Origin of the sequence: Calothrix sp. FACHB-168, from assembly GCF_963889195.1 — a bacterium.
Lineage (GTDB): Bacteria > Cyanobacteriota > Cyanobacteriia > Cyanobacteriales > Nostocaceae > Aulosira > Aulosira anomala_A.
In genome coordinates this window covers 77,997-92,922 of sequence record NZ_CAWPNJ010000016.1, presented here as the reverse complement: position 1 = coordinate 92,922, position 14,926 = coordinate 77,997, and the positions used below count along the sequence as shown (strand labels likewise).

Genomic DNA, 14,926 nt, shown 5'->3' with positions numbered 1-14,926 from the left:
TTTTATAATTTTTGCTGACGCGATCGCTACCGACCTTTGTCTAAATTTACAGAGTGGGGCATGGGGCATCCCTTCGGCTCCGCTCAGGGCGAGTGGGCATTGGGCATGGGGCATTGGGCATTGGGTGAGAATGCGATGGGATCGACTGCTGAAATTTACAACCTAAGGCTTTGCTGTCACGAATTAGCTTTTGTTTCAATCAAGGATTTCCAAATCAAAAAATATCCCAATCATTAACTTACCAAACCCGCAACTCGTAGGGGCGGGGTTACCCATTGGTGTCAACTTAACACCAAACCCGCTTTGTGCAAAGGTTTTGCCCTCACCCCCAGCCCCTCTCCCACAGGAGAGGGGAGCAAGAGATTTAATTCCCCTTCTCCCTGGGGGAGAAGGGGTTAGGGGATGAGGGCGAGAGTTTTTGTACTACACGCGCCGTGTATAGTTTTTAGCTTAAGTTAACACCAATGGGGGTAACCCCGCCCCTACAAGCGATCGCACTCCAAAAAAAATTGACATAACTAAATTGATTTTGCATAAGTTCCCCCTCGCCATAAATATAAAGAATTGTCGTCAAAAATCCCATGCCCAATGCCCCATGCCCCATGCCCCATACCCAACAAATTGCATTTCCCCAAAGGAGGTGAAAGAATAAAAAATGATTAGCTGAATTAAGTAAAAATACCGTGGTAGCAGCAAAATTCTGGGAATTTGTCAAGCTAGAGTCTACGAGTAAGCGCCGGGTGGAAATGATAGTTGCAGCTAAAAGTTATTTGCAAACACAATTAACAGATGGGGTTGAGCTTTCTGATGCTGCGATCGCTCGTCACTTGTGGCAACAATTACAACAGTCACATACCAGCGATACTGAATCAACTCACCTCGCAGAAATTTGTTTGCGCTGCTATATCTCCTACCAAGTCTACCAAGTTTGTCTTGATTTAGCGTTGCGCTTTGGCAGTCGTCACGGTTTTAGAGCAGAAGATTTGTTCCCTTTTGTTTTAGATGATGAAGTTATCTTAACTACATCCGAAAAACCAAGAGTCCGCAAATCAACTTATGAGTCTTTAGCAACCAAGCTGTTAAAAACATTCGATCCGACAAAAGGAACGCTGAATTCATGGGTAAATCGCTATGTCAAACAAAATCTAGAACTGAAGCGGTTTTTACTCCAGCATGGCGTGTTGTTAATTAGCGATTGGGCGCTGTTAAATAATACAAATCCCAAGCAATTACAACGAATTCTGGCAGAAATGTATCATTTAACGCCAGGGGAGATAGAGCAAATCTGTCAATTGTTGATAAGTTATCACGCAGTTTACCGTGAAGAACGCTTACAACAAAAATTGTCTGGGGTAAATGTTCGCTGTCAAATTCCCACATCGGAACAGTTAAGCGAGATTGCGCAAGACTTACAAAACCGAACTAATCGCAGACTTAGCGAAGAAGCAGTATTAAAACAACTGCAAGCAATAGCGCAAAAGCTCAGACAATACCGGATTGTAGCGCAAGGCGGACATATTTCCTCAGTAGCCTACGATCAACCAGAGATTCAACCAATTGTAGAGCGAAGCCTGCGGCAGGCTGCGCCAACGCAAATTACCCAAGATGACGAAACAGAAAAATTTGAATTTATTAACTTATATCAACAGCAATTTCTCGAAGCTTTAGATACAGCGATTTCTCAAGTTGTGGAAAGTTTTATTACTCAAATCCAACGCAAGCGCAGTGCAAATCAAGAAATTAGCCAATCATTTGTCACCGGATTACATCTTTTTCATTGTCAAGGTAAACCGATGAGCCAAATTGCTCCGGAACTCGGAATGAAAAAACAATATGAAGTGACAAGGTTATTAAAATTAAATGATTTGCGGGCAGATATACGCCAAAAACTGTTAATAATTTTACGCGATCGCGTTTTAGAAATAGCTGAACAATTTACAGATGCTCAACGCCTAGAAAATTTAGAAAACCAATTAGAAGTAATTTTAGACGAACAAATCACCACCATTATTGAAGAAGCCGAATCAGAAACCAGAAACCCCCAGCGAAATCAACCTTTATGTGGATTATTAGCCCGGAGATTGTGCCGTTATTTAGAAGCAAAAAGGGCAGACAAATAATTCAAAATTCAAAATTCAAAATTCAAAATTAAGAATTCTATTGTTCCAATGCCCAATGCCCAATGCCCAATGCCCAATCACAACTGACAACTGACAACTGACAACTGACCAACTATGATTAACAATCCTACACCAGATTTAGATTTGACTGATGATTTAGATTGGTATCCGCTAAATGAAACCCAAACGGAATTATTACCAGAACATTTAAATCAAGCCATCAGATTAAGCCAATCAATTCATCTCTCACAACAACGCTGGGAAGTTTACCTTTGTGCATTAGGAACTTTAGGATTTACCCAATGGTTAAAAGAACGCGCACCTGATTTAGAAATACATAGCGATGCTGCTTCAATTTGGCAACCAGCAACCGCGAATTTATTAGCCGCAGCTTGTAATATCCAAGTTGGTGCTTTTAAAATTTGTGTCATCACTGCCAGCGTTTTTAATGACAAACATAGCATTCCCCATGCAGTTTTGGAAATTCCCGATTTGGCGGCGCATTTTTATGTACTGATGCAAGTGCAGGAAGAAGAACAACAAGTTGCGATATCTGGATTTATGAACTACGAACAATACCGTAGTTACCAACAAACAGCTAGATTACAAATAGAGCGAGATTGGACATATACTTTACCTCAAAGTTGCTTTAATTCCAATCCTAACGCCTTATTATTAAATCTTCGCTGTCTCAATCCCGATGCAATTCACCTACCTGCAAGTATTCCTGTAGAAACTAACAAAGTTGTGGCTTTAAAACAAAAGTTAATTAGACTGAAACCACAACTAAAAAAACAATATCTCTGGGATTTACTTACAGTTAATGAAAGTATCACCTTATTTAGTAATCCCGATTTAATTAACTGGGTTTATCAAGCAGCGAAACCTTCACTCTTACAACCAATTATTAATGTTGGTGCATGGCTAAATAATCAAATAGATACAGTAACTCAAGAATTAGGTTGGCTATTAATGCCATTACCTGCATTTTCCGAAATGCGTTCATTGCGTTATATACAAGAAAGTTTTGACCCAATTCGCGCTAGTTTAGAACAGCAAGGAGTATATATTCCCGCATCAGCACGGGGGGCTTACCGCGATTTAGATAGCGAACATAGTAGCGTCAGAATGTATGCAATTACCTGGGAATTAACAGAAACACCAGATAATCCTGAATGGACATTATTAATTGTTTTAGGTTCTAAACCACAAGCAGCAATTCCCAACATATTAACATTAGAAGTCAGGGATGAAACACAACAATTATTCCAGCAATCTCTCACAGATACCAATCAAGGTATTCTCTACGCTCAAGTAATTGGCAATTTAAACGAACAATTTGCGGTAATAGTCACTGCTGATGATAATGTATTTGAAATTCCGCCTTTTGGCTTAGGGGTAGGGGCTAGAGGCTAGTATATCTTTGCATTCTTTCTTTGCGACTTGAAGACTTTGCGTGAATAAATAATTAACTATGAATAATAGCGACTATATTTTTAATTTAAAAGTTCAAAAAATTGACCAAATTTGTTTATTTGAACTCACTTGGGGAAAGGGACAAAGATTAAATACACAAATTAATTATCCCCCAGTATTAACTCAACTATATCAAGATTGGCGACGAGCATATTTAAACTTTTATCGTTCGGAAAATATGCGCGGGCGTACTGTTGATGGTGGTGTGGCTAAACTCACTGTTGATTTGCACGCAGAAATAGTGAAAGCCGAATCTAAATTTATGTATGAGTTTCATCGCTGGTTACGCAGTGCAGAATTATATGAGATTCGCGCCCAAATTGCCCAGACAAGTCAGCAATTTAGTAAAGATAATCCCGATACTAATATAGCTATCCAAATATTCCTTACCTGCGCCCCTTTAGAATTAGATCGTTTCCCTTGGGAAGCGTGGGAGTTAGGTAATGAATTTGCTACAAATGAAGCAATTCAAATTATCCGCACACCTTTAAATATTTCTACAGAATCTCAAGATAAACGGCAAGGTAAACCGCGAATTTTAGCAATTTTGGGTGATGATACTGGATTAAATTTTAAAGCAGAAAAAGAGGCTTTAAAATCACTCATGCGAATTGCTGATGTAGAATTTGTTGGTTGGCAACCACAATATACAGCTGCTCAAGTTATTCAAGAAATTACCGAAGCGATCGCCGACGATCGCGGTTGGGATGTATTATTTTTTGCAGGACATAGTAATGAAACAGAGCTAACAGGCGGCGAATTAGGGATTGCTCCTGATGTCTCCATCTCAATTAAAGAAATTGCCCCCCATCTCAGTGCTGCGAAAAAACGCGGATTGCAAGTAGCAATATTTAATTCATGTAGTGGTTTAAGTATCGCTGATGCCTTGATTGACTTGGGTTTTGGACAAGTGGTGGTGATGCGCGAACCTATTCATAATAGCGTCGCCCAAGGGTTTATGGTGCGCTTTCTGCAAGGATTAGCGAAACACTTGGATGTGTACGAATCTTTGACAGAGGCTAGACAATTTCTCAGGATGGATAAAAGCCACACCTACCCTTCATCCTATTTAGTACCTTCCTTATTTTGCCATCCGGGGGCGGAACTCTACCGCATCCCGGCTTTTCGCTGGCAACAACGCCTGCGTCAAAGTATACCCAATCGCTTAGAGGCGATCGCATTAGCCTTAAGTCTCAGTTTAGGTTTCCTCGTTCCCGTTCAAGAACTGCTGTTAGAAGCCAGAGTATTAACCCAGTCAGTTTACCGCAACGTCACAGCCCAAATCCCCACCGAACAAGCTCCCCCAGTCGCATTAGTGCAAATTGATAACCAATCGCTTTACCGTGCGCAAATGCCGAGTAACCAGCTTTTGCCAATGAACCGCAGTTATATCAGCAAATTGATAGATGGTACGCGCAAATTAAAAGCTTCAGTTGTCGGTTTAGACTTTATTTTTGATACACCACAAAAAGATCCAGCATCGGGAGATACAGATTTAAAAGCAGCAGTACATCAAGCAGTCGATGCAAATATGTGGTTAATGTTTGCAGCAAGTTTAGAACCTGACAGAGAAGTCGGCGTAAATGAAGCACTGGAGATTAATAAGTGGGATTGGACATTGCAAGGATACATCGATGCTTACCCCAACTTTGTGGAAATGCCAGATGCTAAACAAGATTGTCGCAAAACTTGTCCCTTTGCTTATTTGCTGTCGCTGGTATATTTAGCCAAAGACGAAATTGAGGGATTTCCCCAACCAAACACCAACCGACAGCAGAATTTACGGGCGGAAGTTCTCGATATTGTTCAAAAGCATAACAAACCCGGTAACTTATCTGCATTATCCCAATGGCGATCGCCTTTTGGTTTACAACCCATCTTAGATTATTCAATTCCACCAAAACAGGTGTATCAAACCATACCAGCTTGGCAATTAATCGAACAGCCAGATATTAACAAATTTCCTTTAATGTCCAAACAGGTAGTATTAATTGCAGTCGGTAGTGATGAACGTTTGGGGATTGCAGCAGGTAAACCAGATTTTTCACCCGCCCCAGCTGCCATCGGTTATTGGACGCAGCAAAAGCAAGCTTGGCTGACTGGCGGTGAAACATTAGCATACATGGTTCACCATTTCCTCACCAAACGCTTAGTGATTCCCATCCCGGATATTTGGATGATTGGGATTGCGATTATTCTCGGTAAAATCACGGTATTTATCATTAAAAATCAGTCGCGTTTAAGCCTCAGCCGACGCAGACAAATTATGGCAGGTTCCATAGGTGCAGTCACTCTCTACGGTATTGGCGGATTGCAACTATACATTTCCGGCGCGATTTTACTTCCCTGGTTTTTACCCTCAGCAGTGTTTTTAGCATACGTTTTACCAGCCACAAGGAGAAACAATCATGCGTAAATTATTGAGCTTGGCACTGATTCCCCTAGCGATCGCATCTGGCGACATGACTAGCGCCCAACAAATTCCCCAAACTGGAGACATCATCGCCCAAGCTACCAGTGGAATTAACTCGCTTTGGCAACGCCGCCCAAAAAGACGTCTAGCATCAAGAGGTTTTATGTGTCCAATTGCACCTGGGTTAGTCGAGACATATATTAGTTGGAGCGATCGCCCTTTATTTTTGTGGCAGTATTTCGGCACAGATCAAGAAGCAAAACTAGTGGTACGCGATCGCGAAACCGAAGAAATCATATGGGAAAAAACCGTCAAAGTTAGCGACAAACAAGCGGTTTACGACGCAGAAAAACCCTTAGAACCAGGCAAATCTTATCAATGGCAGTTATCAGTATCAAATAATTCTCCGTGGAACTGGTTTCAAGTCATGGAAAAAAGCGATCGCCAAAAAATTCAAACCGACTTACAAACATTAGAACAACAACTTAAAGCTAACAAAGCTTCATCAGAAGATATTGCCCTTGAAAAAGCCGATTACTTTCTCAATTACGAAATTAAACATCAAAGAGAACAAGGAAAATTTTACCTTTGGTCTGATGCTTTTCAGGCAATTCACCAAGTAGATAAACCCTCTCCATCCTTCGTTAAGCAACGCGAAGAATTTATTGCCAATATTTGTACAGCCAAGCCACCATCAGCCACCAATTCTCAAGTTCAATAAAGCATGTATTCATAAATTTTGTAGTAAGTACTTTAGTCCTTAATTTTTAAGCAATGAAGTGCTTACTACAAATTTATCAATTTTCTTTAAACCTAGTTTTTAGCATCAGCAGATATGAAAATACATAATGCGATGTCTTACGATAAGCCGCTACGCATCTACACCCGCATTCTTTCCTTCTGGCTACTGCCCTCTGCCCTCTTCGTTCTCTCACCAGCCCAAGCCCAAATCACCCCCGACAACACATTAGGCGCAGAAAGTTCTCGCCTGACACCCAACGTTTTAATTAATAATGCAAATGCCGACCAAATTGATGGCGGCGCTCAACGTGGTAGCAATCTTTTTCATAGTTTTAGTGACTTTAATATTAATAATGGGCAAAGAGTGTATTTTGGTAACCCCACTGGAGTGCAAAATATTCTCACGCGAGTAACAGGCGGACAAGCCTCAAATATTCTCGGCACATTAGGAGTTAATGGTAATGCCAATTTATTTTTAATTAATCCCAATGGCATTTTATTTGGGCAAAATGCGCGGTTAGATATTCGGGGCGCATTTACAGCGACTACAGCAAATAGCTTACTCTTTCCCAATGGAGTTGAGTTTAGCGCCACTAATCCCCAATCACCACCTTTATTAACTATTAATGTACCAATTGGCTTGCAGTTTGGTTCCCAAGCTGGAAGTATTACTAGTCAAGCTGTTAGTCGGGATGAGAACGGAAATTATGTTGATGGATTGGTTGCTGGCTCCGGTAGCACCTTAGCATTGATTGGCGGTGAAATTACCTTGGATGATAGTTTTTTGTTAGCTGAAAATGGACAAGTGAAATTGGGATCAGTTGGGGGAAATACAACTGTTGGGCTGGATGTCAATGGCTTCTCATTGGGTTTTAATTTCCCACAAAATATAGAAAGAGCAGCTATTAACTTAACAAATGGAAGTTTCATCGTCACAAGGGGGAATAGTGCAATTGAACTATTTGGGGGACAAATTTCGCTCAACGGTTCGTTTATAGCTGGTCGAAATGGCGGTTCAGTTGTCGTTGATGCGATTCAACTTAGTTTGAATGGTTCTGTAATTGAAAGTTTGACTAATAGTGCAACCAAGGGTGGTGATATTACTATAAATGCAACTCAACTTAGTTTGAATGGTTCTGTAATTGAAAGTTTGACTAATAGTACAAACAAGGGTGGTAATATTCAAATTCAAGCTAGAGATGCAGTAAATCTCACTAACAGCAGTAGGATTTCTTCCAAGAGCAATGCTTCAGCTACGGGTGCGAGTGGTGATATTACTATAGATGCAACTCAACTTAGTTTGAATGATTCTATAATTGCAAGTTCGACTAATATTGCAAGCAAGGGTGGTAATATTCAAATTCAAGTCAGCGATGCAGTAAATCTCACTGACAACAGCTTTATTGCCTCTGATAGCAGAGCTTCAGCTACGGGTGCGGGTGGTGATATTACTGGTGATATTACTATAGATGCGACTCAACTTAGTTTGAATAGTTCTGGAATTCTCAGCTTAACTAGAGGTGCGGCGAAGGGTGGTAATATTCAAATTCAAGTCAGCGATGCAGTAAATCTCACTAACAGCAGTAACATTTTTTCTAGGAGCCGTGATTCAGCTACGGGTGCAGGTGGTGATGTGACTATCAATGGCGGGAAAATCACAATAGAAAGTAGTAGTGGAATCTCGGCATGGACTGATAGTACTAATAGTAAAGGCAATGGGGGAAACCTCACCTTAAATGCAATCGAGTCTGTCAACATTAATGGTGGCATTATCTTTGTTGCCACTGAAAGTGTAAATAATGCAGGAAACTTGACAGTACGGGCAAAGGATGAAATTAATGTCACCAACCAAGGTACTTTATTAATTTCCAGCTCGAGTTCAGGTTCAACAGGTAACCTGCGGATTGAAACCGGCACTTTGCGAGTTCAAAATAACTTCCCAGGAGGAGGGGTGGCAGCAATTGCATTTGGTTCTGGGAGTGTTGGTTCTATTTCTATTCAAGCTCGCGATGCAGTAGAGGTAATTGATAGTCGTATTTTTACAAATGTTAGCCCAAAAAATATAAGTCCAGCAAAAGCGGGAGATATCACTATTGAAACCCAGCGACTCAATCTCAAAGATGGGGGTGATATCAGTACGATGACCTTTACCAGTGCAAATGCAGCTAATATCTTCATTAAAGCTAGTGAGTATGTAGAGATTAGTGGTGTCTCACCATTTGTTAATCTTAGTCGTGTGTCCAGTGCGACAAATAGCACAGCAAAGGGGAATGCAGGTAATGTAACGATAGAAACACCTCGACTCTCCCTAACTCAAGGAGGAAATATAAGCACCACATCTGTTAACAGCAATGGTAATGCTGGGAATATTACTATCCGTGCCAAAGATGTGGAATTGGATGGGTTTGTTTTCGTACCTAAAGAAAAGTTGAATCCACTAAATGACCCTGGTACGGCAGAATTGTTGTCTCAACCTTTACAACAAGAAATTCTGTCTCGGTTCGGGGGTTTTGATTATGCAAGTCGCATATTATCGGATGTGATTGGAAGTAATGCAGATGTGCGGGGGGGCACGATAACAATTGACACAGAACGATTGCGGTTGACTAATGGTGGAAATATATCAGCCTCAGTGTTAGTAGGACGAGGACAAGGTGGCAATTTGGTGGTTCGTGCCACTGATTCTATTAATATTACTGGGGTGGGTGAAGAACGACTAGATGGTTCATTTGCACCATCAGGTTTATTTGCTGAGTTGCAAACGGGAGGAATTGGTTCTGGGGGAAGCATTGATGTGACAACAGGAAGCTTAAACCTCAGCAATCAGGGAGAAATTTCTGCCTCCACATTAGGTCAAGGTAATGCAGGAAGTATTGGGATTAATGCCGCTCAAATTGATTTACGGGGAAATAGCAAGGTTAGAACTCAAGTTAACAAGGAAGCTACGGGTAACGCAGGCAATCTCAGCATCATAACTCAACTATTAAATGTACAAGAAGAATCACAGATAATATCAGGAACTTTCGGAAATGGAAATGCGAATAATTTAACGGTAAAAGCAGATAACATTATCTTGACAGGTTCAGACAGCGATCTCTTCACTGGAATCGCATCATCAGTTAGCGAAAGAGCTAATGGTAAAGGTGGTGATATAGATATTACTACCAATAATCTTCTCATACGTGATAGTGCTGCTATTGCCTCCAGCAGCGTAGGTACAGGTGAAGCAGGAGATATTAGACTTAATGCTAATTTTCTGGAAATTAATGGCAAAGGCAGTGGAATTGTTTCTTCAACAAATGCAGGTAATGGTGGTGACATCACTCTCGATATCGGTAATTTATTACTTTTGCGCCGTGGCGGTTTGATTTCCAGCACCGCAGGTAGAATACAAGCCGGCGGCGATGGCGGTAATATCACCATCAATTCACCCTTCATTGTCGCCATACCTAACGAAAACAGTGACATCAGGGCTAATGCCTTCACTGGTAAAGGTGGTAATGTTACCATCAGCACTCAGGCTATCTTTGGTATCGAAGCGCGTCCCCAGCAGACAAATCAAAGCGATATCACCGCAAGTTCTGACTTAGGCGTACAGGGACAAATCACCATCACTCAACCACAAGTCCAACCGCCGCAAAAACTCATCGAACTACCAACAGGATTGGTTGACGCTAGTACAAAATTTGCCCAAATTTGCCCTAGAGGCCGCTATGCTAAACCTTTAGGTTCCTTTGTCGTCACTGGACGCGGTAGTTTACCACTAAATACTTTAGAACCACTCACAGGTACAAATAACCTCAGTCCTTTAGCTACTTTGGATGGGGAAATTGTTAATAGTCAAAATGACGCGGGAACGCAAATAAAGCAAGACGCAGTGAATTATGCGCCAATTGTTGAGGCACAAGGTTTGGTGAAAACTGCTGACGGTAATATTATCCTGGTTGCACAAGCGCCAACAGCCACACCTGCGGCTACTAGTAGTTCTGCTGTATGTCCAGGATCTTAATCGCAGCGTCTGCTGTGCGATCGCAAAAACTAAAAATGTTCTGCAAATTATTGCGACTACTGCATAAGTTACACCTCCTCAGAAATACTGATAGTGTGAGTTCTATGTAGCCTATAATCCCAGCAATCAGCGATGAATCAGATACAGAACTGGCTCCAAGGTAATTGTGTCCTAGTGAAACGATGTAGAATAAAGCGATCTAAATGCGATCGCACTTCCTTTCATGAGGGCTTTTGGCGAATATTGGCAACAATCAGTCTGCAACCAAAGCTCATATTATGCAGCCTTATCTTCTTCAGCAGCGCCCCAGCCTACAGCCAAATCAACCCCGATAATACTCTAGGCGCAGAAAGTTCTCGCATCACACCCAATGTTTTAATTAACGGTGCAAATGCTGACCAAATTGATGGTGGCGCTGTACGTGGTAGCAATCTTTTTCATAGTTTTAGTGACTTTAATATTAATAATGGGCAAAGAGTGTATTTTGGCAACCCCGCCGGAGTGCAAAATATTCTCACGCGGGTAACAGGCGGACAAGCCTCAAATATTCTCGGCACATTAGGAGTTAATGGTAACGCCAATTTATTTTTAATTAATCCCAACGGCATTTTATTTGGGCAAAATGCGCGGTTAGATATACGCGGTTCATTTGTGGCGACTACCGCCAATGCTGTGCAATTGGGTAATCAAGGAATTTTCAGCGCCACCAATCCCGAAGCACCACCTTTATTAACTGTTAATCCTTCCGCGTTGTTGTTTAATCAAATTAATCCCAAACCAATTACCAACCGTTCCCGCTTCAGTGAGACTGATACTACAAATGCTGCCTTATTTTCGCCAGAACAGGGAAGCCGTTTTTTAGTAGGTGGAAATATCATCTTTGATGGTGGTCAAATAGGTGTGCTAAACAATCGCCTAGAATTGGGCGGACTAGCAGCAGTGGGATCTGTTGAACTGATTGGTAGCGGTAATGAGATGCAGTTAAGTTTCCCAGAAAATGTATCTAAAGCAGATATTACATTTCAAAATAATGCTGCTGCCGTCACAACTGGGGGTAGTCCAATTACTTTTAATGCTCACAACTTGAGCTTGTCTAATAATAGTTTAATTGGCGTAGGTCTTGCAGAAAGGCAGGGAACAGTAGGCATTGCATCAGATGACCTAACAATTAATGCGACAGGTACTGTTTCCATAGATGACAAAAGTTATCTTGTAAACTTTGGGTCACAAAATTCTTTGGGTGATACTGGAAATATTGCTATCAATGCTAAATCAATTCGTCTAAGTAATGATAGCCAAATCGCTACAGATGGTGAAAGAAATCGGGGCGATATTCGCTTAAATGTGCTTGACGATATCACACTCGATAGTAATAGCTTTATTAATACCTTTGGCAACAATGATTCTATTGGCAAATCTGGCGATATTACCTTTAATGCCAGAACGATCAACTTGAGCAACCGAGCAAGTATTAATTCTGGCAATATTGGGCAAGGACTAGGAGGGAAAATAACTCTGCAAGCCCAAGATTCTGTATCACTTTCAGGCAGTTCTAGTATTGCGAGTTCTTCTGCTGCATCTGCATTTGGCGGAGTGAATAACCAACCCAGTGGTGATATTGAAATTAAAGCGAGAACTCTTTCACTTGATGGACGAAATACTACAATTAGTTCTAGAAATTTTGATGAGGGTCAAGCTGGTAATATTCAAATTATTACTGATGATTTAATTTCGCTGAATGGGTTTGCTACTATTACCTCTTCTGTGACTGGTCAAGGAAATGGAGGTGATATTCAACTGCAAACGCGAGTATTAACACTCTCTAATGGCAGCAATATTGATACTTTGACACGAGGACAAGGTAAGAGTGGCAATTTATTAATTAACGCCTTAGATTCTGTTACTTTGACTGGGACAACAATGCTGGTTGACCCCCGAACTGGAGAAAACCTAATTTCTGGAAGTAGGCTAGGAACAAATGCTCAAGGTTCTGGAAACGGTGGAAAACTAACTATTAATACTGGACGATTGAGCATCCGCGACGGAGGAGATATTACTACAAACGCATTTGTGGGTCAGTCTGGTCGGGGAGGAGATTTAATAATTAATGCCAGAGAATCAGTAGAAGTCGTTGGCACTATACCCAATGGTCGTGCTAGTAGTGCTATTAGGAGTTCAACTTTTGGCTCTGGAGATGCTGGAAATATGACCATTACTACTCCCCGCTTGAGTGTGAGAGAAGGGGGAAGCATAAACACAGCAACAGAGAAAAGTGATAGCACTGGACGGGGTGGTAATTTAACCATTAATGCCTCAGACTTAGTTGAAGTTGTTGGAGTTTCACCTGATGGTCAAGTATTCAGCGATATCTTTGCTGGTACTACAGGGTCTGGGGATGCTGGAAATATGACTATTAACACAAGCCATCTGAGTATTCGTGGTGGGGCATTAGTAGGCACAAATACTCGTGTATCAAGTAAGGGGAAGGGCGGTAATTTGACCATAAATGCTTTAGATACAGTTGAGGTTGTAGGTACTAGCCCAGATAGTAAAATCATTAGTAGACTAACAACATCAACTGGTGGAACTGGCAATGCGGGTAACCTGACTATAAATACTCGCTTTCTCAGTATCCGGGATTTAGGACTTGTATCAGCAACTTCCAGCAGCACAGGAAACAGTGGTAATTTAACCGTCAATGCTTCCGACTCAGTAGATGTAATTGGTGCTTCTGCTGACGGGAAATCAGGTACTGTTCTCACAACTGCGACATCTGGAACTGGCAATGCTGGAAATTTAAATATCAATACTCGCCGCCTCAGTATTCTTGATGGGGGATTTGTCTCCACATCTGCTGCTGAAAAAACTACAGGTCAAGGAGGAAATTTGACAATTAATGCCTCAGATTTAGTGGAAATTGTTGGTCGATCTTCAGATGATTTATTTGGTAGCTTTCTAACAACTGGGACATCGGGATCTGGCAATGCTGGAAATTTAAGCATTACAACTCATCGCCTCAGCCTCAGCAATGGGGGATATATTAATACAACTACAGGTGGTGCAGGGCGAGGCGGTAATATTGATATCAACGCCACCAACTCTGTGGAAATCTTGGCAAACCCAGCAGACATAGATTTAGCTGATGGCATATTTACATCAACTGGTGGTGCTGGTAATGCTGGAGACGTAACAATTCGCACCCAAAGCCTCAGCATCCAAAATGGAGGGGTGGTTAGTGCAAGTACAGTCCCAGAAAGCACAGGGCAAGGTGGTAATGTTACTATTAACGCTTCTGATAGAGTTGAAGTTGTTGGAATTTCAAATAATGGTCTTCTTCCGAGCTTCATTTCCGTTCGTAGCCGAGGCGAAGGAAAAGCGGGAGATATCACTGTCAATTCACCATTAATCAAAGTTGAAAATCGCGGTGCAATTAATGCGGAATCTTTTGCCAATGATGGTGGTAATATTACGTTGAATAGTAATTTATTGTTGCTGCGCCGTGGTGGTAATGTTTCTGCTACTGCTGGTAATCAAAAAGCTGGTGGCAATGGCGGTAACATCAGCATCAATTCATCTTTCATTGTCGCTGTACCAAATGAAAACAGCGATATCTCTGCTGATGCTTTCACTGGTAAAGGTGGTAACGTTGACATCAAAGTGCAAAATATTTTTGGAACTGAAGCACGTTCCCAGCAGACAAGTCAAAGCGATATCACCGCTAGTTCTGACTTAGGGGTACAGGGAGAAATTACTATCTCGTCACCAGAAGTTCAAACTCCTCAAAAACTACTGGAACTACCTACAGGATTAATTGATGCTAGTACTCAATTTGCACAAACTTGTCCCAGAGGCCGCTATGCTAAACCCTTGGGTTCTTTTGTCGTCACTGGGCGCGGTGGTAGTTTACCGCCTAATACTTTAGAACCACTCACAGGTACAACTAACCTCAGTCCTTTAGCTACGTTGGATGGGGAAATTGTTAATAGTCAAACTGACGCGGGAATACAGGTAAAGGAAGACGCGGTGAATTCTGCACCAATTGTTGAGGCACAAGGTTTGGTGAAAACTGCTGACGGTAATATTATTCTGGTTGCGCAAGCGCCAACAGCAACACCTAATGCTACTAGTAGTTCTGCTATGTGTCCAGCATCTTAGTAGGGGCACGGC

General features: G+C 41.6%; 7 protein-coding genes. All 7 read left to right on the top strand.

Features of this window, described 5'->3' with window-relative positions:
* Positions 1-36: 36 nt before the first annotated feature.
* Positions 37-237 carry a hypothetical protein gene (locus AACW45_RS09130; RefSeq protein ID WP_339381942.1) on the top strand — a complete coding sequence of 67 codons (201 nt, stop codon included), beginning with the start codon at positions 37-39 and terminating at the stop codon, positions 235-237.
* Positions 238-683: 446 nt separating this feature from the next.
* On the top strand, positions 684-2,120 hold the full coding sequence (locus tag AACW45_RS09125; RefSeq protein WP_190632691.1) for a hypothetical protein: 1,437 nt from the start codon (positions 684-686) through the stop codon (positions 2,118-2,120).
* Between the two features lie 114 nt (positions 2,121-2,234).
* Positions 2,235-3,536: a DUF1822 family protein gene (locus AACW45_RS09120; RefSeq protein ID WP_190632690.1), complete on the top strand. Its 1,302-nt coding sequence runs from the start codon at positions 2,235-2,237 to the stop codon at positions 3,534-3,536.
* A 58-nt stretch (positions 3,537-3,594) separates the two neighbouring features.
* Entirely contained in the window at positions 3,595-6,012 is a 2,418-nt protein-coding gene (locus AACW45_RS09115) for a CHASE2 domain-containing protein (RefSeq protein WP_190632689.1), read from the top strand.
* Positions 6,005-6,730 (top strand): DUF928 domain-containing protein, encoded by a 726-nt coding sequence (locus AACW45_RS09110; RefSeq protein ID WP_190632688.1) that lies wholly within the window; start codon positions 6,005-6,007, stop codon positions 6,728-6,730. The genes AACW45_RS09115 and AACW45_RS09110 overlap by 8 nt, the downstream gene beginning before the upstream one ends.
* A 114-nt stretch (positions 6,731-6,844) precedes the next feature.
* On the top strand, positions 6,845-10,759 hold the full coding sequence (locus AACW45_RS09105) for a two-partner secretion domain-containing protein (protein ID WP_242045621.1): 3,915 nt from the start codon (positions 6,845-6,847) through the stop codon (positions 10,757-10,759).
* A 132-nt stretch (positions 10,760-10,891) separates the two neighbouring features.
* Positions 10,892-14,914 carry a two-partner secretion domain-containing protein gene (locus AACW45_RS09100; RefSeq protein WP_190632687.1) on the top strand — a complete coding sequence of 1,341 codons (4,023 nt, stop codon included), beginning with the start codon at positions 10,892-10,894 and terminating at the stop codon, positions 14,912-14,914.
* The last annotated feature ends 12 nt before the right edge of the window (positions 14,915-14,926 follow it).